The following is a 25,764-nucleotide window of genomic DNA, read 5'->3' as shown; positions in this document are numbered from 1 at the left end:
CTCTGTAAGCCCGGAAGCGTAGCGCCACCGGGCACTGACTATCACGGCGCCGGGTAGGTATAAACCTGATGCGCCGCCTCAATCTCCGCCAGGACCTCTTCGCTTAACGTCAGATGCAGACTTTCCACATTCGTCTTGAGCTGCGCCATCGTGGTTGCGCCCAGTAACGTACTGGCGACAAACGGCTGGCGGCGAACAAAGGCCAGCGCCATCTGCGCCGGATCAAGATTGTGACGCTTCGCGATATCGACGTAGGCGGCAACGGCTTTTTGCGCCTGTTCGCCGCTGTAACGTGTGAAGCGGCTGAACAAGGTATTCCGCGCGCCTGCGGGTTTGGCCCCGTTCAGGTATTTACCGGTTAATGTGCCAAACGCCAGACAGGAATAGGCGAGCAATTCAACACCTTCATACTGGCTGACTTCCGCCAGCCCGACCTCGTAGCTGCGGTTTAACAGGCTATAGGGGTTCTGGATCGTGACAATACGCGGCAGGTCATGTTTTTCCGCCAGATGCAGATAGCGCATAACGCCAAACGCTGTCTCATTTGAAACGCCAATATAACGAATCTTACCCGCTCGCTGAAACTCACTTAGCGCGTCTAACGTCTCCAGCAGACTTACTACTGGCGTGGAGTCCGTCCAGTTATAGCCGAGTTTACCGAAGCAGTTAGTGGGGCGCTGCGGCCAGTGCACCTGATACAAATCCAGATAGTCGGTCTGCAATCGGGTCAAACTGTCGTGTAGCGCTTCGCGAATATTTTTACGATCCAGCGCCTGATGAGGCCGGATGCCTTGATCATTATTACGTGCCGGTCCGCTAACTTTGCTGGCGATGATCAGTTTTTCACGGTTGCCGCGTTTGGCGAGCCAGTTACCGATATAGGACTCCGTCAGCCCTTGTGTTTCCGGGCGCGGCGGTACCGGATACATCTCGGCGGCGTCGATAAGGTTAATGCCATTTGCGATGGCATAGTCGAGCTGTGCGTGAGCGTCGGCTTCGCTGTTTTGTTCACCAAATGTCATTGTGCCCAGCCCTAGCGTACTTACTTCGAGCGAGCTGTGGGGTATACGGTGATAGTGCATAGCCGTTTCCTTTTTATTATGAAGTCAGAAATTCCCGACAAAGGACAATAAAAATGGCAGAGGGAAGGCAAAAGGGAAAGTAAAATTGCAGGCTGCACGGCGTAATTGTTACCGGGCGTGGTCGCCACGCACCGTTACGGGACGCAGCCTGAAGGCTTGCAGAACGCTGACCTCGATCACAGGCCACCGCTTAACGTTCGATGATTTGAGACACTTCGTCACGGTTGATTTGCATCTCGTTTCCCTGTGCATCGGTATAGCTGACCAGACCGGTATCATCGTCAACTTGTGGTTTTCCATCGGTCAGGATCATACGACCATCTTTCGTCGCCATTACATAATCGCTGCTGCATCCGGATACCGCAAAAGCCAACCCTACTGCGGAAATTACAACTGCCCACTTTTTCATCCGTTTGTCCTCACGTAGCCTGCATCTGATAATAGTCTGTTAATCATATGTCTGATAATAGTCTAGTAATAACGCGCAGCTCTGCATGTCGGAAGCAGCAAAATCTTAATCTGTGAGAAGAAAGGAAATAAAGTGAGTATTCGCTCCCCGGCGGGGGAGCGAGACAGGATTACAGCGGATTCTTTTTATTACGCAACAGGTTCAGGCTCTCTACTGCGATAGAGAAGAACATGGCGAAATAGATATACCCTTTCGGAACGTGAACGTCGAAACTTTCCAGAATCAGGGTAAAGCCAACCAGGATCAGAAAGGAGAGCGCCAGCATTTTTACCGACGGATGGCGATCGACAAACTCGCCGATGGGCCGTGCCGCAAACATCATGACGCCCACGGCAATAACGACTGCCGCCATCATAATAAACAGATGATCGGAGAGGCCAACCGCTGTGATAACTGAATCAAGGCTGAAAATAATATCCAGCAGCATAATCTGTACAATTGCGCCCAGGAAAGAAGAAACCCGGGTTTTTAACCCTTCTTCTTCGCCTTCGATGGACTCATGGATCTCCTTGCTGGCTTTCCAGATTAAAAATAACCCGCCCAGTAACAGAATGAGATCGCGGGCGGAAATCGCTTCGCCGAAAAGCTCAAACAGCGGATTAGTCAGCCGAGTGACCCAGGCGATTGACGCCAGCAGCGCCAGGCGCATAACCATCGCCGCCGCCAACCCAAGCCGCCGTGCGTGGTTCCGTTGCGCCGTAGGAAGTTTTGCTACCACCAGAGAAAGAAAAATAATGTTGTCGATCCCAAGTACAATCTCCAGCAGCGTCAGCGTACCGAGCGCCAGCCAGGCATTAGGATCGGTTATCCATGCAAATAACATCGAACAAAGTCCTGCCAAAAAAAGAAGCGGTAATTATAGGCCCGTCGAGTGACGGGCGAAAGCCCAGGCTGAATTTGCGCAACCAGGAACGGTGTAAAATAGCGGCGACAATACGCTTACGTTTATCCGGCGCTGGCCCGATGCGTAGCCATAGCGGAGGCGCATTTGCGTGTAATGGACGTTACGGATTCTGCAATAAAAAATGGCGAGCCAGCAGCGCCTGCGTAAAATTTTTTTTCAGATAAAATCCACGCGGTAGCGTCAAAATAGGTTCCCCGCGCGCGCCGATAGCCTCGGTGAGCGCCCTGGCATTGGCGGCTTTGGGCCGCAGTTGTAAGACTTCGCCATGGCGGGCGGTAATGCGTTCCACCTGGCCCAGCACTATCATGTCCATCAGCTCTTCCCAGTCGAGGCGTAGCTGCCTGTCCTCTTCTTCACTCGGACTCCAGAGTAGAGGCGAACCTACGCGGCGTTCGGCTAACGGTATGCTGCGATCGCCTTCGACCGGCACCCATAGCACGCGCTTCAATTTATGCCGTACGTGACTTGTCTCCCAGGTCACGCCGCTGTTACCGGTTAACGGCGCCACGCAAACAAAGGTTGTTTCCAGAGGACGACCCAGACTATCCACCGGGATGGTTTTCAGTTCTACGCCTAACGCGGCGAAATCCTGCTCCGGCTTGCTCCCGGCGCTGGCGCCGAGCCAGATCTCCAGCAAGACGCCGATCCAGCCTTTGTCTCGCTTCAAATCTTTAGGCGTGGTAATGCCGGCCATCGCCGCCAGCTCGCCTAACGTATAGCCGGAAAGCTGCCGCGCCTGGGCTAACAGCAATGCTTCCGAAGCAGGCGGAGTCAGTAGCGGACAAAGAGCGGACATTACCATTACCTTAGATTAAAAAATGAGCAGTGATTTTATACCGTATGGGCAGAGTTTATCTTTTTCTGTGTCTTATATTCAATAGACTGATTTTTATTGCCTTTTTTGTGTTGTTTCTTCGTGTTGCGCAACGCTGAAGCGGGTTTTCCAATTCTGGTCACTGACAATAAACAGGATCTTACACTATGTTATCCACAGAAAGTTGGGATAACTGTGTAAAACCACTACTACTGTTTCCATTTACAGCCTTGACGTGCGACGAAAATCGAAAATTCAGACAAATAGTGCGTAAGTTATTGGCACAATCTGTGGATAAAACCGACGCTGGTTGATCTTTCATCAGCATAAGGATCTTAGATGTGATGCTGGTCACGCTTTATGAAGGTGGCATGTAAGATTTGTCTATAACACAATGAATATAAGGCACTATTTTTACTGTTTTCCGCATGAGGAATTCAGACTGTTCTGGGTTTTCCCGTGGTAATTCCATACTTCTTCACAACTATATCCACAGAAAAGGTGAATAAAATGGCGCAAGGGCGTCATCATCTGTTTATAACTCGGCTATTTACTGTGAGTTATTCAATTGTTATTAGGCTGTGTCACTATTACAGAGTGGTTTACCGCCTCACTGGAGTATGAAACAATCGTTCATATATAAGGTTTATGTTGAGGTAGTCCGGTGATTGATGACGATGGCTACCGCCCAAATGTAGGTATCGTAATTTGTAATCGTCAGGGGCAGGTGATGTGGGCCCGGCGATTTGGTCAGCACTCCTGGCAGTTCCCGCAGGGCGGGATAAATCCAGGGGAGTCGGCAGAACAGGCGATGTACCGGGAACTGTTTGAAGAAGTTGGGTTAAGCCGTAAAGATGTGCGGATCCTTGCTTCTACTCGCAACTGGTTGCGTTACAAGTTACCAAAACGTTTGGTGCGTTGGGACACAAAGCCGGTATGTATCGGCCAGAAACAAAAGTGGTTTCTTTTGCAGTTAATGAGCGCCGACGCCGAAATCAATATGCAAACCAGCAGTACGCCGGAGTTTGACGGCTGGCGCTGGGTAAGTTACTGGTATCCGGTTCGACAAGTGGTGTCATTTAAACGCGATGTCTACCGCAGGGTAATGAAAGAGTTTGCAAGTGTTGTCATGGCGCTTCAGGATAATCCCCCTAAGCTACAAAGCGCGCCTGCTTATCGACGTAAAAGAGGTTAAGCCACGCAAATTATGCTCACTCGCCTGCGCGAAATAGTCGAAAAAGTGGCCAGTGCGCCGCGTCTGAACGAGGCGCTGAATATTCTGGTCACGGATATCTGTCTTGCGATGGATACTGAGGTTTGCTCGGTTTACCTGGCCGATCATGACCGACGCTGTTATTACCTGATGGCGACGCGGGGATTGAAAAAACCGCGTGGTCGAACCGTTGCGCTTGCGTTTGATGAGGGGATCGTCGGTCTGGTGGGCAGACTGGCGGAACCCATTAACCTTGCCGATGCGCAAAAACATCCCAGCTTTAAATACATTCCTTCGGTAAAAGAGGAGCGTTTTCGCGCGTTTCTCGGCGTGCCGATCATTCAGCGTCGCCAACTTCTCGGCGTGCTGGTCGTACAGCAGCGCGAATTGCGCCAGTACGATGAAAGCGAAGAGTCTTTCCTCGTCACGCTCGCTACGCAGATGGCGGCTATCCTGTCACAGTCGCAGGTCACAGCGCTGTTCGGGCAATACCGGCAGACGCGAATCCGCGCGCTTCCTGCGGCGCCGGGCGTGGCTATCGCAACGGGCTGGCAAGACGCGACCATGCCGCTGATGGAACAGGTTTACGAAGCGTCTACGCTGGATACCTCTCTTGAACGTGAACGATTGACCGGCGCGCTGGAAGAGGCGGCGAACGAGTTCCGACGATACAGCAAACGCTTTGCCGCCGGCGCGCAAAAAGAGACGGCGGCCATTTTCGATCTGTACTCACACCTGCTTTCAGATGCCAGACTGCGTCGCGAACTCTTCGCCGAGGTCGACAAAGGCGCTGTTGCGGAGTGGGCCGTTAAAAAAATTATCGAAAAATTTGCCGAGCAATTTGCGGCGCTAACCGATAACTACCTCAAAGAACGTGCGGGAGACTTACGCACGCTGGGGCAGCGGCTGTTATTCCACCTTGATGATTCAGTTCAGGGGCCAAACGCCTGGCCGGAACGTTTTATTCTGGTCGCGGATGAGCTGTCGGCGACCACCCTGGCGGAGCTGCCGCAGGACAGGCTGGCGGGCGTTGTGGTGCGCGACGGCGCGGCAAACTCGCATGCGGCGATTATGGTGCGCGCGCTCGGTATCCCGACCGTCATGGGCGCGGATATCCAACCTTCGGTGCTACATCGCCGTACGTTGGTGGTGGATGGCTATCGCGGTGAATTACTGGTCGATCCTGAACCCGTGCTTATTCAGGAATATCAGCGGCTCATTAGTGAAGAGATAGAACTCAGTCGTCTGGCGGAGGACGACGTCAATCTTCCCGCCCAACTGAAAAGCGGCGAGCGAGTCAAAGTGATGCTGAATGCCGGGCTCAGTCCCGAGCATGAGGAAAAGTTAGGCAGTCGGATCGACGGTATCGGCCTGTACCGTACTGAAATTCCCTTTATGCTGCAAAGCGGGTTTCCCTCGGAAGAAGAGCAGGTGGCGCAGTATCAAGGGATGCTGCAAATGTTTAACGATAAACCGGTGACGCTGCGGACCCTGGATGTGGGAGCGGATAAGCAACTGCCCTATATGCCGATCAGCGAGGAGAACCCGTGTCTGGGCTGGCGCGGGATCCGCATTACGCTGGATCAGCCGGAGATCTTTTTGATCCAGGTCCGCGCGATGCTGCGCGCCAATGCGGCGACTGGCAACCTCAGCATTTTGTTGCCGATGGTCACCAGTATTGATGAAGTCGATGAAGCGCGGCGTCTGATCGAACGCGCCGGGCGCGAGGTCGAGGAGATGATCGGCTATGCGATCCCGAAACCGCGTATCGGCATTATGCTGGAAGTGCCATCAATGGTATTTATGCTGCCGCATCTGGCTAACCGGATCGACTTTATCTCGGTCGGCACCAACGATTTAACGCAATATATCCTGGCGGTAGATCGCAACAATACCCGCGTGGCCAGTATTTACGACAGTCTGCATCCGGCTATGCTGCGCGCACTGTCCATGATTGCGCAGGAAGCCGAAAAACATGGCCTTGATCTTCGCTTGTGCGGCGAGATGGCGGGCGATCCGATGTGCGTGGCGATTCTTATCGGTCTGGGATATCGCCATCTTTCGATGAATGGCCGTTCGGTAGCGCGTGTGAAATATCTGCTGCGGCATATCGATTTTGAAGACGCGCAAACCCTTGCCAGACGCAGCCTTGAGGCGCAGATGGCGACCGAAGTGCGTCATCAGGTGGCGGCGTTTATGGAGCGCCGCGGGATGGGGGGATTGATTCGAGGAGGGTTGTAACGACTGGAGCGGGAAAAGAGAGTAACTGTGGATTCACGGCGCAGACAACACGCCTGCAAGATGAAAGACAATGCGTATACATATCTTTTAACGGTAATCGGCATCTCGCTTTTAACCCTTGTGCTATTATTCGCACCTTTGGAGCGTCTGCAACGCGCAGGCGCGCTTATCAATCGCTATCTCTTCAGCGAAATAACAAGAAATTGTGGTGACAGATGACCAGTAGCTATCTGCATTTTCCGGACTTTGATCCGGTCATTTTCTCAATTGGGCCCGTCGCGCTTCACTGGTATGGCTTGATGTATCTGGTGGGGTTCGTTTTCGCGATGTGGTTGGCGGTGCGTCGCGCTAACCGTCCGGGAAGCGGTTGGACCAAAAACGAAGTTGAAAATTTACTCTATGCAGGTTTCCTGGGGGTCTTCCTGGGGGGACGTATTGGCTATGTCCTGTTTTATAACTTCCCTCTGTTTCTGGATAACCCGCTCTATTTATTCCGCGTCTGGGACGGCGGCATGTCCTTCCACGGCGGGCTTATCGGTGTGATACTGGTGATGATTATCTTCGCCAGGCGCACGAAGCGCTCGTTCTTTCAGGTGTCTGATTTTATTGCGCCGTTAATTCCGTTCGGCCTGGGCGCCGGGCGTCTGGGCAACTTTATCAACGGTGAATTGTGGGGGCGCGTCGATCCTGACTTCCGGTTTGCCATGCTCTTTCCTGGCTCACGCGCGGAAGATATTGCGCTGCTGCCGTCACATCCGCAATGGCAACCTATTTTTGATACCTATGGCGTATTGCCGCGCCACCCTTCCCAGTTGTATGAACTGGCATTAGAAGGCGTGGTGCTGTTTATCATCCTTAATCTCTTTATTCGCAAACCGCGTCCGATGGGCGCAGTCTCTGGATTATTCCTGATTGGCTATGGCGCGTTTCGTATCATTGTTGAATTCTTCCGCCAGCCGGACGCGCAATTTACCGGCGCGTGGGTACAGTACATCAGCATGGGGCAGATTCTCTCTATCCCGATGATTATCGCTGGCGCGATCATGATGGTTTGGGCATATCGCCGCCGCCCGCAGCAACACGTTTCCTGAGGAACCATGAAACAGTATTTAGAACTGATGCAAAAAGTGCTGGATGAAGGCACACAGAAAAACGACCGTACCGGCACCGGCACGCTTTCCATTTTTGGCCATCAGATGCGTTTTAACCTGCAGGAAGGCTTTCCTCTGGTGACGACAAAACGCTGCCATTTACGCTCAATTATTCACGAACTGCTATGGTTTTTGCAGGGCGATACCAACATCGCTTACCTGCACGAAAATAATGTCACCATCTGGGACGAATGGGCCGATGAGAACGGCGATTTAGGCCCGGTTTATGGTAAGCAGTGGCGTGCATGGCCAACACCGGATGGCCGCCATATCGATCAGATCGCCACGGTCTTAAGCCAGCTTAAAAACGACCCGGACTCTCGCCGTATTATCGTTTCTGCGTGGAACGTCGGCGAGCTGGATAAGATGGCGCTGGCGCCGTGTCACGCCTTTTTCCAGTTTTATGTCGCAGATGGAAAACTCTCCTGTCAGCTTTATCAGCGCTCCTGCGATGTGTTCCTCGGTCTGCCGTTCAACATTGCCAGCTACGCGTTACTGGTGCATATGATGGCGCAACAGTGCGACCTGGACGTCGGCGATTTTGTCTGGACCGGCGGCGACACGCACCTGTACAGCAACCATATGGAGCAGACGCACCTGCAATTAAGCCGTGAACCGCGCGCGCTGCCGAAATTGGTCATTAAGCGTAAACCCGATTCGCTTTTTGACTACCGGTTCGATGATTTCGAAATTGAAGGCTATGATCCGCACCCCGGTATTAAAGCGCCGGTCGCTATCTAAGCGCTGACGATCCTGCCATAACCGACGTCATCGCGCGTCGGTTTTTTTTACCCTTCGTCTCAATCTTCGGCGCGCATTCCTGAAATTTTGCAACGCGCTGCAAGACATGAACTTTTTTCCGTAACGCGCCGAACAATCTGTATTTGGCGCTCGTTATTTTTCTTCCGTCCGCCATACTGCCGACATGAAAAAACAACAGGGCTATACGCTCATTGAAACGGTGGTCGCGATGTCGCTCATTATCATTCTCAGCGCCACAGGACTTTATGGCTGGCAACGCTGGCAGCAGCAACAGCGCCTGTGGCAAACCGCATGTCAGGTGCGGGATTACCTGCTGCAACTTCGTGAGGACGCTCACTGGCATAACCGCGATCACATTCTTCGCGTGGTCAGCGAAGGCGGTTCATGGTGCTTTGTCAGCTCTGTTGCTACGCAAACATCGTGTACGCCATCTTCCCCCTTTGTGTTTACGCCCGACTGGCGTGATGTCGTCCTTGCCGATATCACGCCGTCGTTAGCCTTCTTTGGCCTGCGCAATACGGCATGGGCAGGGCACATCGTACTGAAAAACGCTGCCGGAGAGTGGCGTCTGGTCGTCTCCTCCTGGGGGCGAATCAGGCTATGCGAGCGTAACGAGGCCGCCACATGTCAATAACCACGCGGGGGTTCTCGCTACTGGAAGTTGTGCTGGCGATGGCGATAGGTTCCATTTTACTGCTTGGGTCCGCACGATTTTTACCGGCGCTACAGCGTGAGATCTGGCACAACACGCGACAGTTATCGCTGGAAGATGAAATCTGGCAGCGAACCTATACCGTAGCGAAGCATCTTCAACGTGCGGGTTACTGCCATGGCCACTGTATTGGCGAAGGGTTACATCTTGCCGAACAGGGACAATGCGTCATCGTTCAGTGGGACGGGAATAATAACGGTGTCTGGGATACCATACCGGCGAAAGAGGCCGACCAGACCGGGTTCCGTATGAAGGATAACGTTCTGGAAACATTACGCGGAGCAACATCTTGCCAGGGTAAGGGATGGGAAAAAATGACCGATCCCAATACGGTACTCATCACGGCGTTTACCGTTGAGCGCCGGGATATAACGGGATTCTCGCCAGTGCTCATGCTGCATCTGCGCGGCGCCAGCAAAGCCGAGCCTCAGACGGTTATTGACGCGCAATACAGCGTAACGGGATTTAATCTGTGAATCGGGAACGTGGCGCTTCTTCGCTAATACTGGCGCTTTTAATACTGATTCTGGGTAGTCTGCTACTGCAAGGCGTAAATCAGCAGCAGGCCAGCTATGCCGCCCGCGTGACGACGCAGAGCATGGCGATACAACGCCAGGCGCTCGTACAGTCGGCGCTGGAATGGGGGCGGGGGCAGCTATGGTCAGGCGTAACCGAAATGGAATGTCGGCGCTATTCCCCTTCAGGAGCGAGGGTCTGTTTGCGGAGATTATCGGAGGATGAGGTGGTGATGGCGGCGCAAGATGACGGCATGACGTTATGGCGTTTGGGCAACGTCATTCAGGGAAGCATTGTCTTTTCTCCCCACGGCTGGAGCGATTTTTGTCCGTTAAAAGAGGTGGCGTTATGTCGCATCCCCTGAATTTACAACGCGGGTTTAGCCTCCCGGAAGTTTTAGTGGCGATGGTTCTAATGGTAATGATCGTCACCGCGCTGTCAGGCTATCAGCGGGTATTAATGCACAGTTTTGCATTACGACACCAGTATCTCCAGATCTGGCGGCAGGCGTGGCAGCAAACGGCGCTGTATCCATTTTCGCCTGCTGAGGACTGGAAGGCCAACCGGATGCAGACAACGCAATCGGGATGTGTCAGCATCAGCGTCACGATGGTTTCACCCTCTGGCAGGCAGGGGCAGATGACGCGCTTGCATTGTCCAAATCGTTAATCGTCAGGAGTAATTATGTTAAGGGTCTACCACTCCAATCGTCTGGATGTGCTGGAAGCGTTGATGGAATTCATCGTCGAACGCGAGCGGCTGGATGATCCCTTTGAACCAGAAATGATTCTGGTACAAAGCACGGGTATGGCGCAGTGGCTGCAGATGACCCTTTCACAAAAGTTTGGTATTGCGGCGAATATCGCTTTTCCGTTACCAGCGAGTTTTATCTGGGAGATGTTTGTCCGCGTGTTGCCGGATATCCCCAAAGAAAGCGCTTTCAGCAAACAAAGCATGAGCTGGAAACTGATGACCTTGCTGCCGCAGTTGCTGGATAAGGATGAGTTTGTACTGCTGCGCCATTATCTGACCGACGACACCGATAAACGCAAACTCTTTCAGCTTTCCGCGCGAGCCGCCGACCTGTTCGATCAGTATCTGGTTTATCGGCCTGACTGGCTTACGCAGTGGGAAGCGGGAAAAACCGTGGAAGGTCTGGGGGAGGCGCAAAACTGGCAGGCGCCGCTGTGGAAAGCATTGGTGGAATATACCGCCGCGCTGGGGCAGCCACGCTGGCATCGCGCCAATCTCTACCAACGCTTTATTCAAACGCTGGAAAGCGCGACCGCCTGCCCGCCAGGGTTGCCGTCCCGCGTTTTTATTTGCGGCATTTCCGCGTTACCGCCAGTGTATCTCAGAGCATTGCAGGCGCTGGGTAAACATATTGAAATCCATCTCCTTTTTACTAATCCGTGTCGGTATTACTGGGGGGATATTAAAGACCCAGCCTGGCTGGCAAAACTCATGGCTCGCCAGCGTCGTCACAGTTTTGAAGACCGTCATTTACCGTTGTTCCGTGAAAACCAGAATCCGGAAGCCTTATTTAACAGCGACGGTGAACAGGATATCGGTAATCCGCTACTGGCCTCATGGGGAAAACTGGGGCGGGATTATATCTACCTGCTATCTGAACTGGAAAACAGCCAGGAGTTGGATGCGTTTGTTGATATTACGCCAGATAATCTTTTGCATCGGATTCAGGCGGATATCCTTGAACTGGAAAGCCATGCGGTGGCGGGCGTAAATCTTGAGGAGTATTCGCGCAGCGACAATAAGCGTCTGCTCGATCCCGAGGATAACAGCCTCTCTTTTCACGTTTGTCACAGCCCGCAGCGCGAGGTGGAAATACTGCACGATCGCCTGCTGGCGATGCTGGAAGCCGATCCGACACTAACGCCGCGCGACATTATCGTTATGGTGGCTGATATTGACAGCTATAGCCCGTTTATCCAGGCGGTATTTGGTAGCGCGCCAACGGAGCGCTATCTGCCTTATGCCATTTCCGATCGGCGGGCGCGTCAGTCACATCCGGTGTTACAGGCATTTATCAGCCTACTTTCGTTACCGGACAGCCGCTTCGTCTCCGAGGATGTTCTGGCGTTGTTAGACGTACCGGTATTGGCTGCCCGCTTTACGATCAACGAAGAAGGGCTGCGTTATTTGCGCTTGTGGGTCAATGAGTCAGGCATTCGCTGGGGAATTGACGATGACAACGTACGCGAGCTGGAGCTTCCTGCCACGGGGCAGCATACGTGGCAATTTGGCCTGACGCGTATGCTGCTGGGGTATGCGATGGAAAGCGCCCAGGGCGAGTGGCAGTCGGTTCTGCCTTATGACGAATCCAGCGGTCTGATTGCTGAGCTGGTCGGGCATCTGGCTTCGCTGCTGATGCAGCTTAATATCTGGCGGCGCGGTCTGGCGCAGGAGCGACCGCTGGAAGAGTGGTTGCCCGTTTGTCGCGATATGCTCAATGATTTCTTCCTGCCCGATGCGGACACGGAAGCGGCAATGACATTGATTGAACAGCAGTGGCAGGCCATTATCGCCGAAGGTGTCGCGGCGGAATATGGCGACGCGGTACCGATTTCGCTACTGCGGGATGAACTGGCGCAGCGTCTGGATCAGGAACGTATTAGCCAGCGCTTCCTGGCGGGCCCCATCAATATTTGTACGCTGATGCCGATGCGTTCCATTCCGTTCAGAGTCGTTTGCCTGCTGGGAATGAACGACGGCGTATACCCGCGCCAGCTTGCGCCGTTGGGCTTTGACCTGATGAGCCAAAAACCCATGCGCGGGGATCGTAGCCGTCGCGACGATGACCGCTACCTGTTTCTGGAAGCGTTAATCTCGGCGCAGCAGACGCTGTATATCAGCTACATTGGTCGCTCCATCCAGGATAATAGCGAACGCTTTCCCTCTGTACTGGTGCAAGAGTTGGTGGATTACATCGGGCAAAGCCACTATTTGCCGGGCGACGAAACGCTGACCTGTGATGAGAGCGAAGCACGAGTCAAAGCGCATATTACGCGTCTGCATACCCGTATGCCTTTTGATGCGCAAAATTACCAACCCGGCGAACAGCAAAGTTATGCCAGAGAGTGGTTGCCCGCGGCGAGTCAGTCGGGAAAAGCGCATTCTGACTTTGTGCAGCCGCTTCCTTTTACGATGCCGGAAACATTGACTCTGGAAAGTCTGCAGCGTTTTTGGGCCCATCCGGTACGCGCATTTTTTCAGATGCGGCTTCAGGTTAATTTCCGCTCGGAAGAGAGTGAGATTCCTGATGCGGAACCGTTTGAATTAGAGGGATTGACGCGATATCAACTTAACCAACAGTTGCTCAATACGCTGGTTGAAGAGGAGGACGCCGAACGCTTGTTCCGCCGTTTCCGGGCTGCGGGAGAGTTGCCTTACGGCGCGTTTGGCGAAATATTCTGGGATGCGCAATGTCAGGAGATGCAGCAACTGGCAAGCCGGGTTATCGCCTGTCGTAAGCCGAGCCAAAGCCTGGAAGTGGATCTGCTTTGCAATGGCGTTCAGCTAACCGGCTGGCTACCGCAGGTACAGGAGGATGGATTATTACGCTGGCGTCCCGCTTTAATCAGCGTTGCGCAAGGTGTGCAACTTTGGCTGGAACACCTTGTCTATTGTGCCAGCGGCGGGAGTGGCGAAAGTCGCCTGTTTTTGCGCAAAGAGGGAGAGTGGCGATTTCCGCCTCTTGATAAAACGCAGGCAATGGCTTACCTGGCGCAACTGATTGAAGGCTACCGGGAAGGCATGTCTTCTCCGCTATTGGTACTGCCGGAAAGCGGCGGCGCATGGATAAAAGCCTGTTATGACGCTGAAAATGATGTCATGTTAGACGACGATGATACCTTACAGAAGGCCAGGACAAAGTTTTTACAGGCTTATGAAGGCAACATGATGGTGAGCGGCGAAGGCGAAGATATCTGGTATCAACGTCTTTGGCGTCAGCTGGAATCTGAAACGTTGCAGGCTATCATTGCGCAGTCCCGACATTACCTGTTACCGCTGTTTCGTTTTAATCAGTCTCGTTGATTGTATGAAAATCGCGCAATTAAAAGGCTTCGACTATGATGCGCTCTTCGTCACGGACTGATTACTGATAAAAAGATGCTGCCTGGTTCAGCACAATAATATCCCGTTCTGCTCAGGTCGATGGTTTACGTGACCATACAGATGAGTGGGAATGAAAGTTAATGATGAGGTCCGTGAATGCCCCGCAGCACCTGGTTCAAAGCGTTATTGTTATTGGTTGCCCTCTGGGGGCCTGCAGTTCAGGCGGATATCGGTTGGCAACCGCTGCAAGAAACTATCCGTAAAAGCGATAAAGATACCCGGCAGTATCAGGCGATACGTCTTGAGAATGACATGGTGGTGTTGCTGGTATCCGATCCGCAGGCTGTAAAGTCTCTTTCAGCGTTAGTGGTGCCCGTTGGATCGCTTGAAGATCCTGAGGCTCATCAGGGGCTTGCTCATTATCTTGAGCATATGTGCCTGATGGGGTCAAAAAAATATCCGCAGGCGGATAGCCTTGCCGAATACCTTAAAAGACATGGCGGTAGCCACAACGCCAGCACCGCGCCTTATCGAACAGCCTTCTACCTGGAGGTTGAAAACGACGCGCTTCCAGGCGCCGTAGATCGCCTGGCCGACGCCATTGCCGCGCCATTGCTCGATAAAAAGTATGCCGAACGCGAACGAAACGCGGTGAATGCCGAGCTGACGATGGCGCGCACCCGCGACGGTATGCGTATGGCGCAGGTAAGCGCCGAAACCATTAACCCGGCGCATCCAGGCTCGCACTTTTCTGGCGGCAATCTGGAAACGCTAAGCGATAAGCCGGGAAATCCGGTGCAACAGGCGTTGATCGCTTTTCATGAAAAATACTATTCATCTAATCTGATGAAGGCGGTGATTTACAGTAATAAACCCTTGCCGGAACTGGCGAGTATTGCCGCCGCAACCTATGGTCGCGTGCCGAATAAACAGATTAAAAAACCGGAAATTACCGTACCTGTTATCACCGAGGCGCAGAAGGGCATCATTATTCATTACGTGCCGGCGCTACCGCGTAAAGTGCTGCGCGTGGAGTTTCGTATTGATAACAATAGCGCGCAGTTCCGTAGCAAGACCGATGAACTGGTCTCTTATCTGATTGGCAATCGTAGCCCGGGGACGCTCTCTGACTGGCTGCAAAAACAAGGACTGGTCGAAGGTATTAGCGCGGATTCCGATCCGATTGTTAATGGTAACAGCGGCGTATTTGCCATTTCGGCAACGCTGACCGATAAAGGTTTGGCCAATCGTGATGAAGTCGTCGCAGCTATCTTTAGCTATCTCAATACGTTACGTGAAAAAGGGATAGATAAACGTTACTTTGACGAGCTGGCGCATGTGCTGGATCTCGACTTCCGCTATCCGTCGATTACCCGCGATATGGACTATGTCGAATGGCTGGCGGACACTATGATCCGCGTCCCGGTAGCGCATACGCTGGATGCGGCGAATATCGCCGATCGTTACGATCCTGCCGCTATCAAAAATCGCCTGGCGATGATGACGCCGCAGAATGCGCGCATCTGGTACATCAGTCCCCAGGAACCCCATAATAAGACGGCGTATTTTGTGGATGCGCCTTATCAGGTCGATAAGATTAGCGAACAGACGTTTAAAAACTGGCAGCAAAAAGCACAGAGCATTGCGTTGTCGCTGCCGGAGTTAAACCCCTATATTCCTGATGATTTCACGCTTGTTAAGAATGACAAAAACTACGTGCGGCCAGAACTGATTGTCGATAAAGCGGATTTGCGCGTGGTTTATGCGCCGAGTCGTTATTTCGCCAGCGAGCCAAAAGCTGACGTGAGCGTGGTATTGCGTAACCCGCAGGCGATGGACAGCGCCCGCAATCAGGTACTGTTCGCCCTTAATGATTATCTGGCGGGAATGGCGCTCGATCAGCTCAGCAACCAGGCGGCAGTGGGCGGCATTAGCTTTTCCACTAACGCCAACAATGGTCTGATGGTCACTGCGAACGGTTATACCCAGCGTTTGCCGCAGCTTTTCCTGGCGTTGCTGGAAGGATATTTTAGCTACGACGCCACGGAGGAACAGCTGGCGCAGGCGAAATCCTGGTATACGCAGATGATGGATTCTGCGGAGAAGGGAAAAGCCTACGAACAGGCGATTATGCCGGTGCAGATGATTTCGCAGGTGCCTTATTTTTCCCGTGATGAACGTCGCGCTTTGCTGCCGTCCATTACGTTGAAAGAGGTGATGGCCTATCGTAATGCGTTAAAAACGGGCGCTCGTCCGGAATTTCTGGTTATAGGGAATATGAGCGAAGCCCAGGCGACCTCTCTGGCGCAAGATGTCCAAAAACAGCTAGTGGCGAACGGATCGGCGTGGTGTCGTAACAAAGACGTGGTGGTTGAGAAAAAGCAGTCCGTAATATTTGAAAAAGCGGGCAGTAGCACCGACTCCGCGTTAGCCGCGGTCTTTGTTCCGGTCGGCTACGACGAGTACGTCAGCGCCGCCTACAGCGCGATGTTAGGTCAGATTGTTCAACCGTGGTTTTACAATCAGCTACGAACCGAAGAGCAACTGGGATACGCCGTTTTCGCCTTTCCGATGAGCGTTGGCCGTCAGTGGGGAATGGGATTCCTGCTACAGAGCAACGATAAACAGCCCTCTTACCTGTGGCAACGCTATCAGGCATTTTTCCCTGACGCCGAGGCGAAGCTGAGGGCGATGAAGCCGGAAGAGTTCGCCCAAATTCAGCAAGCGATCATTACGCAAATGCGCCAGGCGCCGCAAACGTTGGGCGAAGAAGCATCCCGTTTAAGCAAGGATTTCGATCGGGGTAATATGCGCTTTGACTCGCGTGATAAAATCATCGCTCAGATAAAATTGCTGACGCCACAAAAGCTTGCCGACTTCTTCCACCTGGCGGTGGTGGAACCACAAGGTATGGCAATATTGTCACAGATTGCTGGTAGCCAGAATGGAAAAGCAGAATACGTGCATCCGACAGGCTGGAAAGTGTGGGATAACGTCAGCGCATTGCAGCAAACGTTACCTCTAATGAGCGAAAAGAATGAATGATGTCGCCGAGACTCTTGATCCTCTACGCTTGCCCCTGACAGGCGAGCGTCTGATTGAAGCATCAGCGGGCACAGGCAAAACGTTTACTATCGCGGCGCTGTATCTGCGGTTATTGCTCGGTTTAGGCGGCAGTGCCGCATTTCCCCGTCCGTTGACCGTTGAAGAACTGCTGGTGGTAACCTTTACGGAGGCCGCCACTGAAGAGCTGCGTGGGCGAATCCGCAGTAATATCCATGAGTTGCGCATCGCCTGTCTGCGGGAAAGCACGGATAATCCGCTGTATGCCCGCTTGCTGGAAGAAATTAGCGACAAAAAGCAGGCCGCGCAGTGGTTATTACTGGCGGAACGACAAATGGACGAGGCCGCGGTCTTTACCATCCACGGTTTTTGCCAGCGTATGCTCAGCCTGAACGCTTTCGAATCCGGTATGTTGTTTGAGCAACAGCTTATTGAAGACGAATCTTTGTTGCGTTATCAGGCCTGCGCCGATTTCTGGCGGCGTCATTGCTATCCGCTGCCGCGCGACATCGCTCAGGTGGTGTTTGACGTGTGGAAGGGACCGAAGGCGCTCTTAAAGGATATCGATCGTTATCTGCAGGGCGAAGCGCCGGTCATTAAAGCGCCGCCATCGCAGGAGGAGACGCTGGCATCGCGTCATGAACAGATCCTGGCGCGCATCAACCAGGTGAAGCAGCAGTGGTGTGAGGCGGTTAGCGAGCTGGACGCGCTGATCGAATCATCCGGCATCGATCGCAGAAAGTTCAACCGCGGCAATCAGGCGAAATGGATCGAAAAGATCACCGCGTGGGCGCAAGAAGAGACGAAAAACTATCAATTACCCGAGGCGTTGGGAAAATTTTCACAGCGTTTTTTAGCTGAGCGCACCAAAGCTGGCGGCGTGACGCCCCAGCACCCATTGTTTGTCGCCATTGATAACCTGTTGGGCGAACCGCTATCGATTAAAGATCTGGTTCTTACCCGAGCGCTATCAGAGATCCGTGAAACGGTGGCTCAGGAAAAACGCCGGCGCGGCGAGCTGGGGTTTGACGATATGCTCAGCCGTTTAGATACCGCGCTGCGTAGTGAAAGCGGCGAGGCGCTAGCTGCGGCGATTCGTACCCGTTTTCCGGTGGCGATGATCGATGAATTTCAGGATACCGACCCACAACAGTACCGTATTTTTCGCCGTATCTGGCGACATCAACCCGATACGGCGCTATTGCTGATTGGCGATCCTAAACAGGCGATTTATGCGTTTCGTGGCGCGGATATCTTTACCTACATGAAGGCTCGCAGCGAAGTGAGCGCGCACTATACCCTTGACACTAACTGGCGCTCCGCGCCGGGGATGGTGAATAGCGTTAACAAGCTGTTCAGTCAGATGAATGACGCCTTTATGTTCCGCGATATTCCCTTCAGTCCGGTAAAGTTTGCGCCCAGAAACCAGTCGCTGCAATTTAAAGTGAATGACGCGCCTCAACCGGCGATGACCCTGTGGCTAATGGAGGGAGAAAGCTGCGGTTCGGGCGATTATCAAAGTTATATGGCGCAGGTGTGCGCCACGCAAATTCGCGACTGGCTGCGCGCCGGGCAAACGGGCGACGCACTGCTGACGAACGGCGATTCGTCGCGGCCCGTTCGCGCCTCGGATATCAGCGTGCTGGTGCGCAGCAGGCGGGAGGCCGCGCTGATACGGGATGCGCTGACCTTACTGGCGATCCCTTCCGTCTATCTTTCTAACCGCGACAGCGTATTCGAAACGCTCGAAGCGCAGGAGATGCTGTGGGTGTTGCAGGCGGTGATGGCGCCCGAACGTGAGAATACGCTGCGTAGCGCTCTGGCGACATCAATGATGGGCCTTACCGCGCTGGATATCGAAACGCTTAACAATGATGAAAATGCGTGGGATGCGGTTGTTGAAGAGTTTGATGGCTACCGACAGATTTGGCATAAACGCGGCGTGATACCTATGCTGCGCGCGCTAATGTCGGCGCGCAATATTGCTGAAAACCTGCTGGCGACGGCGGGAGGCGAACGTCGGCTGACGGATATTCTGCATATTAGCGAACTGTTACAGGAAGCCGGTTCGCAGCTGGAAAGCGAACATGCGCTGGTGCGTTGGCTGGCGCAACATATCCTTGAACCCGATAGCAATGCTTCCAGCCAGCAACTACGTCTGGAAAGCGATAAGCATCTGGTGCAAATCGTCACCATTCATAAATCGAAAGGTCTGGAATACCCGCTGGTCTGGTTACCTTTTATCACCCATTTCCGCGTGCAGGACCAGGCTTTTTATCACGACAGGCACTCCTACGAGGCGGTGCTGGACCTTAGTCACGCCGAAGAGAGCATAGCACTGGCGGAAGCCGAGCGCCTGGCGGAAGACCTGCGCCTACTTTATGTCGCGCTGACCCGTGCAGTGTGGCATTGCAGCCTCGGCGTCGCGCCGCTGGTGCGGCGTCGCAGCGATAAGAAAGGCGAGACGGATGTGCACCAAAGCGCGCTTGGGCGACTCCTGCAAAAAGGCGAACCGATGGATGCCGCAGGCCTTCGCGCCTGTATTGAGGCGCTATGCGACGAGGATATCGTGTGTCGAACGCCAGGCAGTACGGATAACGACCGCTGGCAAATTGCCGCTGCATCGCACGCGGAACTCAGCGCCAGAACGCTGCAACGCCTGCTTTATGATAGCTGGCGCGTCACCAGTTATTCCGGTTTGCAGCAGCGGGGACATAGCGTGGCGCAAGATCTTATTCCTCGTCTCGACATTGACGCCGCAGGCGTTGGCGAAGCGGCGGAAGCGCCGGCAATGACGCCGCATCACTTTCCTCGCGGGGCATCGCCGGGAACATTTTTGCACAGCCTGTTTGAAGAGCTTGATTTTACTCAACCAATAGACCCCCAATGGGTACAGGAAAAACTGGAGCTGAGTGGTTTTGAAACGCGATGGGAGCCCGTACTTACCCGCTGGCTGGACACCGTGTTGCATGTTCCCCTTAACGAGACGGGCGTTAGTCTGAGCGTGCTGACCGGGCGTGAAAAACAGGTCGAAATGGAGTTTTATCTGCCGATTGCCCAGCCGCTTACCGCCGGAGAGCTGGATGCGTTGATTCGTCGATACGACCCGCTTTCAGCAGGTTGCCCTGCGCTGGATTTCATGCAGGTTCGCGGCATGTTAAAGGGCTTTATCGACCTGGTGTTCCGTTATGAGGGGCGCTATTACTTGCTCGACTATAAATCTAACTGGCTGGGCGAGGATAGCGCCGCTTATACCCAGACGGCGATGGCTGCGGCGATGCAGGCGCATCGCTATGATTTGCAGTACCAGCTTTATACGCTGGCATTGCACCGTTACCTTCGTCATCGAATGGCGAATTACGACTATGAACGCCATTTCGGCGGCGTCATCTATCTCTTTTTACGCGGGGTGGATAGCGAACGTCCGCAGCAGGGTATTTTTACCACTCGTCCTGCGGCGGCGTTAATTAACCAACTGGATGATATGTTTGCAGGTGAAATGAGTGAGGAGGCGCAATGACAATCCAGGAGCGGTTGCTGGAGGCCGTTGAACAAAAACTCTTACGGCCCATTGATGCCCAGTTTGCTTTAACCGTCGCCGGTAACGACGATCCCGCCGTGACGCTGGCGGCAGCGCTGCTTAGTCATGACGCAGGTGAAGGTCACGTGTGTCTGCCGTTGTCGCGTTTAACGTTAACGGAGGAGGCGCATCCCTTACTGGTCGCCTGGATAAGCGAAACGCCTACGCCAATCGACTGGAAAAAGCGGTTACTGGCGTCTGCGGCGGTTAGCTGCGGCGATAGCCCCGCGCCGTTAATTCTGTGCGGCGAGCGTCTCTACCTGAATCGCATGTGGTGCAACGAACGTACGGTTGCGCGCTTTTTTAACGAGGTTAACCAGGCCATCGCCGTAGATGAAGATCAGTTATCCCGTATTCTGGACGCGCTATTCCCTCCGACAGACGAGGTGAACTGGCAAAAGGTGGCCGCCGCCGTAGCGCTAACTCGCCGTATCTCCGTGATTTCAGGCGGTCCCGGCACCGGTAAAACCACCACCGTCGCGAAGCTGCTGGCGGCATTAATTCAAATGGCGGATGGCGAACGTTGCCGTATCCGGCTGGCGGCGCCGACCGGGAAAGCGGCCGCACGCCTGACGGAGTCGCTCGGCGCGGCGTTGCGTCAGCTTCCACTTACCGATGCGCAGAAAAAGCGTATACCGGAGGACGCCAGTACGCTGCACCGACTGCTAGGCGCACAGCCCGGCAGCCAGCGATTACGCCATCATGCGGGCAACCCGCTGCATCTGGACGTGCTGGTGGTCGATGAAGCATCAATGATTGATTTGCCGATGATGTCACGTTTGATTGACGCTCTGCCGCCGCACGGGCGGGTCATTTTTCTTGGCGATCGCGATCAGTTGGCATCCGTTGAGGCGGGCGCTGTGTTGGGCGATATTTGCGCCTATGTCAACGCAGGGTTTACGGCGGAACGCGCCCGACAGCTAAGTCGACTAACAGGGAGCGCCATTCCGGCGGGGGCCGGAACGCAAGCCGCGTCTTTACGCGATAGCCTCTGTTTGTTGCAAAAGAGCTACCGTTTCGGCAGCGATTCTGGCATCGGCAAGCTGGCGGCGGCAATTAACTGCGGCGACAGGTCGGCAATCCAGGCTGTTTTTCAGCAGGGGTTTAGCGATATAGAGAAGCGTACATTGCAAAGCAGCGACGATTATGCCGGGATGCTGGATGAAGCGCTGGCGGGCTATGGTCGCTACCTGCGGTTGCTGCATGAGAAAGCGACGCCGGAGGCAATCCTTCAGGCTTTCAATGAGTATCAACTGCTTTGCGCGCTGCGTGAAGGCCCATTTGGCGTGAGGGGACTGAATGACCGCATTGAGCAGGCGATGGTGCAGCAACGAAAAATTCAGCGGCACCCGCACTCTCGCTGGTATGAAGGGCGTCCGGTAATGATTGCGCGCAACGATAGCGCGTTGGGGCTATTTAACGGCGATATTGGTATTGCGCTCGATCGCGGGCAGGGGTTACGCGTCTGGTTTGTGATGCCGGACGGCACGATCAAGTCCGTTCAGCCCAGCCGTCTGCCGGAACATGATACAACCTGGGCGATGACGGTACATAAATCACAGGGGTCTGAATTTGATCACGCCGCGCTGATTTTACCCAGCCAGCGTTCGCCGGTCGTGACGCGGGAGCTGGTGTATACCGCTGTTACGCGGGCGCGGCGGCGGTTATCGCTGTATGCCGATGAACGGATCCTGGCAGGCGCGATTGTGACGCGTACGGAACGGCGCAGCGGGTTAGCCACCTTATTTGATGAAGTCAGTCGTACCGGATAAGACGAGTTCTCGCCGGATGGCGACGCGTAGCGTCTTATCCGGCCTCCAAATGATGCTTTCGAGCGTAGGCCTGATAAGCGCAGCGCCATCAGGCCTCCCTCGTTACCCTAAATCCGCCATCAGCACCTTTGAACGTCGCTGATAGTTATACATTTTTTTCTTGCTCTCAGGCAGTAACTCAATATCGACAGGCGTAAAACCGCGCTCCTGGAACCAGTGAATACTGCGCGTCGTCAACACAAACAATTTACGCAGCCCCATTTGCCGTGCCTGGGCGGCAACCCGCTCCAGAAGCACTTCTCCACGCGATGAGCTGCGGTAATCCGGATGTACCGCTACGCAGGCCATTTCGCCTATTTTCTCTTCCACAAAAGGATACAGCGCCGCGCAGGCGATAGTCATATTATCGCGCTGAATAATGGTAAATTTATCGATCTCCATCTCCAGTTGTTCACGGGAACGGCGTACCAGAATGCCCTGCTGTTCCAGTGGGCGGATAAGCTCCAGAATACCGCCAATATCGTTGATGGTAGCGCGGCGGATCTGCTCGGCGCTCTCCATGACGATCTGCGTACCGATACCGTCACGCGAGAACAATTCCTGTAATAGCGAGCCATCTTCCTGATAGCTGATCAGATGGCAACGACGAACGCCGCTACGACAGGCTTTTACCGCGCCGCGCAAAAAACGTACGGTTCCGGAGTTGTAATCGCCCTGCGCTTCCAACTCTTCCACCCGCGCCTGTGCTTCATTCGGGAAGAGTTCAGAAATGATGCCGCCCTCGCTATTGGTAACGCCCTGAGAAGAACAGAAACCGATCATTTTTTCCGCTTTCAGTTTAACGGCGAGTTGAGTGGCAATCTCTTCTGAGGTCAGATTAAAACTTTCGCCGGTCACTGAGACGGCGACCGGCCCCATCAGAACGATCGCGCCGTTATCCAACTGGCGGTTGATCGCATCTTCATCAATGCGCCGGATACGGCCGCTATGACAATAGTCCACGCCATCATCAACGCCCAGCGGCTGCGCAATGGTGAAATTGCCGCTGACGACATTAATGTGCGCGCCCTGCAACGGCGTATTGTTCAGACTCATCGACAGACGGGCGGTAATATCAAGCTGGAGTAAACCGGCGGCCTGTTTCACCAGCTCCAGTGCTTTGGCGTCCGTCACCCGCGTGTTTTTGTGGTAAATCGGTTCATGATGATGCGCGGCCAGATTGGCGTCGATTTGCGGTCGCGCGCCATACACCACGACAAGGCGAATACCGAGGCTATGCAGTAGCCCGATATCGCTAACGATGCTGGAAAAATTGTCATGCTCAATGGCTTCGCCGCCGAGCATAATGACAAAGGTTTTTCCGCGATGGGTGTTGATATAGGGAACTGAATGGCGAAACCCTTCTACCAGTTCGGTTTTACGTTCCTTTATCATTGCGCGCCCCACTAGTGAATTATTATTCGAAATTAGTGTATTTTTATTCTGTTTTTGCCCTCTGTGCAAGCGTAAATTTTATGCGGTCCGATCGCTTTTCTTAGTAATGCCGTGAATATAAAAAGAATGTTTACCCTTTTATAGATGACAGATTATGCGTCATTCGCTAAAGTTTCCGGTCAATTTGGATGAACTTTGTATGATCTCTATTTAGTTTTTGCTCGGGAGAAGCATGTCGGGAGCCAATTCAGCAATCAGCCGTCGCCGTTTACTACAAGGCGCGGGCGCCATGTGGCTATTAAGCGTGAGCCAGGTCGGGCTGGCTGCCGTAAGCCAGGTCGTTGCGGTGCGTATCTGGCCTGCGTCCAGCTATACCCGCGTCACGGTAGAGTCGAATCGTCTGCTGAAATATAAACAATTTGCCTTAAGTAACCCGGACCGCGTGGTGGTAGATATTGAGGATGTGAATCTGAACTCGGTGCTTAAAGGCATTGGCGCGCAGATTCGCAGCGACGATCCGTATATCAAATCCGCAAGGGTAGGGCAGTTTGATCCTAAGACTGTGCGTATGGTCTTTGAGCTAAAACAAAACGTGAAGCCGCAGCTATTTGCGCTGGCGCCTGTGGCAGGCTTTAAAGAACGTCTGGTGATGGATCTTTATCCTGCCAATGCGCAGGATATGCAGGATCCGCTGCTGGCGCTCCTGGAAGACTACAATAAAGGCGATCTGGATAAACAGGTGCCGCCTTCGCAAAGCGGGCCGCAGCCCGGTAAAGCGGGGCGCGACCGCCCCATTGTTATTATGCTTGATCCGGGACACGGCGGCGAAGACCCCGGCGCGATAGGCAAATACAAAACGCGTGAAAAAGACGTGGTGCTCCAGATAGCCCGCCGCCTGCGCGCGTTGATCGAAAAAGAAGGCAACATGAAGGTCTATATGACGCGCAATGAAGACATCTTCATTCCGTTAAAAGTCCGGGTGGCGAAAGCGCAGAAACAGCGCGCCGACCTGTTTGTCTCTATTCATGCGGATGCCTTCACCAGCCGGCAGCCTAGCGGTTCATCCGTATTCGCGCTATCGACCAAAGGCGCCACCAGTACCGCGGCGAAATATCTGGCGCAAACGCAGAACGCCTCGGACTTAATTGGCGGCGTGAGCAAAAGCGGTGACCGTTATGTCGACCATACGATGTTCGATATGGTGCAATCGCTGACCATTGCCGATAGTTTGAAATTCGGTAAAGCGGTGTTGAAGCAGCTTGGTAAAATTAATGACCTGCATAAAAACAAGGTTGAGCAGGCGGGGTTTGCGGTGTTAAAGGCGCCCGATATTCCGTCTATTCTGGTCGAGACGGCGTTTATCAGTAACATTGAAGAAGAACGCAAGCTCAAGACCGCGACGTTCCAGCAACAGGTCGCAGAGTCGATTCTGGCGGGCATTAAAGCGTATTTTGCCGATGGGGCGACGCTGGCGAGAAGAAGTTAACCTGAGATGACGGCGAGTTTATTGCGCGGGTAAGTAGGATGCTGCCCGCACTGTCGTTGCGGACCAGACGACAGATACAAAAAAACACCCGTAAGGGTGTTCATTAAGTTGGTTGCGGGGGCCGGATTTGAACCGACGACCTTCGGGTTATGAGCCCGACGAGCTACCAGGCTGCTCCACCCCGCGTCCGTCTAAACTTGCATTCTCATTGTAATTGGTTGCGGGGGCCGGATTTGAACCGACGACCTTCGGGTTATGAGCCCGACGAGCTACCAGGCTGCTCCACCCCGCGTCCGTGGATGCGCACTATACTCCGCTGAGCTTTTGTTGCAACCCTTTTTTCATATAAATCGCTAATTTCTCATGAATTGCGCAAATACACCGCAGATAGCGCGATTTTTAAACGAATTTACATAATGAGATCGCGATCGCATTTCATTACTCCGGACGGTTTGTTATCTTCACCGGGCACTTTCGATTACGCAGAA

General features: G+C 53.6%; 18 protein-coding genes and 2 tRNA genes. 13 read left to right on the top strand and 7 right to left on the bottom strand.

Features of this window, described 5'->3' with window-relative positions; all coding sequences use genetic code 11:
- Positions 1 to 41 precede the first annotated feature (41 nt).
- The 4 genes from J4650_RS07420 to mutH all read right to left on the bottom strand — a co-directional run bounded on the left by J4650_RS07420 (position 42) and on the right by mutH (position 3,251).
- Positions 42 to 1,082 (bottom strand): NADP(H)-dependent aldo-keto reductase, encoded by a 1,041-nt coding sequence (locus J4650_RS07420; RefSeq protein WP_000558960.1) that lies wholly within the window; start codon positions 1,080 to 1,082, stop codon positions 42 to 44.
- Positions 1,083 to 1,272: 190 nt separating this feature from the next.
- Complete coding sequence (locus tag J4650_RS07415) at positions 1,273 to 1,491, bottom strand: YgdI/YgdR family lipoprotein (protein WP_000758662.1); 219 nt, start codon at positions 1,489 to 1,491, stop codon at positions 1,273 to 1,275.
- 169 nt (positions 1,492 to 1,660) lie between these two features.
- Positions 1,661 to 2,374 (bottom strand): TerC family protein, encoded by a 714-nt coding sequence (locus tag J4650_RS07410; RefSeq protein WP_000895635.1) that lies wholly within the window; start codon positions 2,372 to 2,374, stop codon positions 1,661 to 1,663.
- A gap of 181 nt (positions 2,375 to 2,555) precedes the next feature.
- Positions 2,556 to 3,251, bottom strand: coding sequence for a DNA mismatch repair endonuclease MutH (gene mutH / locus J4650_RS07405; protein ID WP_001274930.1), 696 nt, complete (start codon positions 3,249 to 3,251; stop codon positions 2,556 to 2,558).
- Between the two features lie 682 nt (positions 3,252 to 3,933).
- Here mutH and rppH point away from each other — a divergent pair.
- The 12 genes from rppH (at position 3,934) to recD (ending at position 22,356) form a co-directional block, all read left to right on the top strand.
- Entirely contained in the window at positions 3,934 to 4,464 is a 531-nt protein-coding gene (gene rppH, locus J4650_RS07400; protein WP_000564481.1) for an RNA pyrophosphohydrolase, read from the top strand.
- A gap of 12 nt (positions 4,465 to 4,476) precedes the next feature.
- A complete protein-coding gene (gene ptsP / locus J4650_RS07395; RefSeq protein ID WP_000957887.1) occupies positions 4,477 to 6,723 on the top strand; it encodes a phosphoenolpyruvate--protein phosphotransferase in 2,247 nt (748 codons plus the stop codon).
- Between the two features lie 215 nt (positions 6,724 to 6,938).
- Complete coding sequence (lgt, locus tag J4650_RS07390) at positions 6,939 to 7,814, top strand: prolipoprotein diacylglyceryl transferase (RefSeq protein WP_000204645.1); 876 nt, start codon at positions 6,939 to 6,941, stop codon at positions 7,812 to 7,814.
- Between the two features lie 6 nt (positions 7,815 to 7,820).
- Entirely contained in the window at positions 7,821 to 8,615 is a 795-nt protein-coding gene (gene thyA, locus J4650_RS07385) for a thymidylate synthase (RefSeq protein WP_000816247.1), read from the top strand.
- Between the two features lie 184 nt (positions 8,616 to 8,799).
- Entirely contained in the window at positions 8,800 to 9,270 is a 471-nt protein-coding gene (locus tag J4650_RS07380) for a prepilin peptidase-dependent protein (protein WP_000744668.1), read from the top strand.
- Entirely contained in the window at positions 9,261 to 9,824 is a 564-nt protein-coding gene (locus tag J4650_RS07375) for a prepilin peptidase-dependent protein (RefSeq protein ID WP_000029150.1), read from the top strand. Before J4650_RS07380 ends, J4650_RS07375 begins: the two co-directional genes overlap by 10 nt.
- Entirely contained in the window at positions 9,821 to 10,228 is a 408-nt protein-coding gene (locus J4650_RS07370; RefSeq protein WP_001078534.1) for a DUF2509 family protein, read from the top strand. Before J4650_RS07375 ends, J4650_RS07370 begins: the two co-directional genes overlap by 4 nt.
- Complete coding sequence (locus J4650_RS07365; protein ID WP_000019291.1) at positions 10,213 to 10,533, top strand: prepilin-type N-terminal cleavage/methylation domain-containing protein; 321 nt, start codon at positions 10,213 to 10,215, stop codon at positions 10,531 to 10,533. The genes J4650_RS07370 and J4650_RS07365 overlap by 16 nt, the downstream gene beginning before the upstream one ends.
- A gap of 15 nt (positions 10,534 to 10,548) precedes the next feature.
- The gene (gene recC / locus J4650_RS07360; protein WP_124234958.1) at positions 10,549 to 13,920 is read left to right on the top strand and encodes an exodeoxyribonuclease V subunit gamma; all 3,372 of its coding nucleotides are present in this window, start codon (positions 10,549 to 10,551) and stop codon (positions 13,918 to 13,920) included.
- Between the two features lie 177 nt (positions 13,921 to 14,097).
- The gene (gene ptrA, locus J4650_RS07355) at positions 14,098 to 16,986 is read left to right on the top strand and encodes a pitrilysin (protein ID WP_023993967.1); all 2,889 of its coding nucleotides are present in this window, start codon (positions 14,098 to 14,100) and stop codon (positions 16,984 to 16,986) included.
- Positions 16,979 to 20,524 (top strand): exodeoxyribonuclease V subunit beta, encoded by a 3,546-nt coding sequence (recB, locus tag J4650_RS07350; RefSeq protein ID WP_023993968.1) that lies wholly within the window; start codon positions 16,979 to 16,981, stop codon positions 20,522 to 20,524. The genes ptrA and recB overlap by 8 nt, the downstream gene beginning before the upstream one ends.
- Entirely contained in the window at positions 20,521 to 22,356 is a 1,836-nt protein-coding gene (gene recD, locus J4650_RS07345) for an exodeoxyribonuclease V subunit alpha (protein ID WP_023993969.1), read from the top strand. The genes recB and recD overlap by 4 nt, the downstream gene beginning before the upstream one ends.
- A gap of 102 nt (positions 22,357 to 22,458) precedes the next feature.
- Here the strand turns inward: recD and argA are convergent, their stop codons facing one another.
- Positions 22,459 to 23,790 carry an amino-acid N-acetyltransferase gene (gene argA, locus J4650_RS07340; protein ID WP_000588964.1) on the bottom strand — a complete coding sequence of 444 codons (1,332 nt, stop codon included), beginning with the start codon at positions 23,788 to 23,790 and terminating at the stop codon, positions 22,459 to 22,461.
- A 232-nt stretch (positions 23,791 to 24,022) separates the two neighbouring features.
- Here argA and amiC point away from each other — a divergent pair, with 232 nt between their 5' ends.
- A complete protein-coding gene (amiC, locus tag J4650_RS07335) occupies positions 24,023 to 25,276 on the top strand; it encodes an N-acetylmuramoyl-L-alanine amidase AmiC (protein ID WP_000011919.1) in 1,254 nt (417 codons plus the stop codon).
- A gap of 109 nt (positions 25,277 to 25,385) precedes the next feature.
- Here the strand turns inward: amiC and J4650_RS07330 are convergent.
- A tRNA-Met gene (locus J4650_RS07330) sits at positions 25,386 to 25,462 on the bottom strand.
- A gap of 29 nt (positions 25,463 to 25,491) precedes the next feature.
- Positions 25,492 to 25,568: transfer RNA gene (locus J4650_RS07325), tRNA-Met, on the bottom strand.
- Positions 25,569 to 25,764: the final 196 nt, after the last annotated feature.

Origin of the sequence: Salmonella sp. 32120201201600049SM, assembly GCF_017572835.1 — a bacterium.
Classification (GTDB): Bacteria; Pseudomonadota; Gammaproteobacteria; order Enterobacterales; family Enterobacteriaceae; genus Salmonella; species Salmonella enterica.
The sequence above is the reverse complement of the archived record's forward strand: the minus strand, read 5'-3'. Positions and strand labels throughout refer to the sequence as shown.

Bases quoted from the DNA above. Each gene is read 5' to 3' on its own strand.
- J4650_RS07420 (WP_000558960.1), bottom strand. From the start codon at position 1,082: ATGCACTATCACCGTATACCCCACAGCTCGCTCGAAGTAAGTACGCTA.
- J4650_RS07415 (WP_000758662.1), bottom strand. From the start codon at position 1,491: ATGAAAAAGTGGGCAGTTGTAATTTCCGCAGTAGGGTTGGCTTTTGCG.
- J4650_RS07410 (WP_000895635.1), bottom strand. From the start codon at position 2,374: ATGTTATTTGCATGGATAACCGATCCTAATGCCTGGCTGGCGCTCGGT.
- mutH (WP_001274930.1), bottom strand. From the start codon at position 3,251: ATGTCCGCTCTTTGTCCGCTACTGACTCCGCCTGCTTCGGAAGCATTG.
- ptsP (WP_000957887.1), top strand. From the start codon at position 4,477: ATGCTCACTCGCCTGCGCGAAATAGTCGAAAAAGTGGCCAGTGCGCCG.
- lgt (WP_000204645.1), top strand. From the start codon at position 6,939: ATGACCAGTAGCTATCTGCATTTTCCGGACTTTGATCCGGTCATTTTC.
- thyA (WP_000816247.1), top strand. From the start codon at position 7,821: ATGAAACAGTATTTAGAACTGATGCAAAAAGTGCTGGATGAAGGCACA.
- J4650_RS07380 (WP_000744668.1), top strand. From the start codon at position 8,800: ATGAAAAAACAACAGGGCTATACGCTCATTGAAACGGTGGTCGCGATG.
- J4650_RS07375 (WP_000029150.1), top strand. From the start codon at position 9,261: ATGTCAATAACCACGCGGGGGTTCTCGCTACTGGAAGTTGTGCTGGCG.
- J4650_RS07365 (WP_000019291.1), top strand. From the start codon at position 10,213: ATGTCGCATCCCCTGAATTTACAACGCGGGTTTAGCCTCCCGGAAGTT.
- recC (WP_124234958.1), top strand. From the start codon at position 10,549: ATGTTAAGGGTCTACCACTCCAATCGTCTGGATGTGCTGGAAGCGTTG.
- ptrA (WP_023993967.1), top strand. From the start codon at position 14,098: ATGCCCCGCAGCACCTGGTTCAAAGCGTTATTGTTATTGGTTGCCCTC.
- recB (WP_023993968.1), top strand. From the start codon at position 16,979: ATGAATGATGTCGCCGAGACTCTTGATCCTCTACGCTTGCCCCTGACA.
- recD (WP_023993969.1), top strand. From the start codon at position 20,521: ATGACAATCCAGGAGCGGTTGCTGGAGGCCGTTGAACAAAAACTCTTA.
- argA (WP_000588964.1), bottom strand. From the start codon at position 23,790: ATGATAAAGGAACGTAAAACCGAACTGGTAGAAGGGTTTCGCCATTCA.
- amiC (WP_000011919.1), top strand. From the start codon at position 24,023: ATGTCGGGAGCCAATTCAGCAATCAGCCGTCGCCGTTTACTACAAGGC.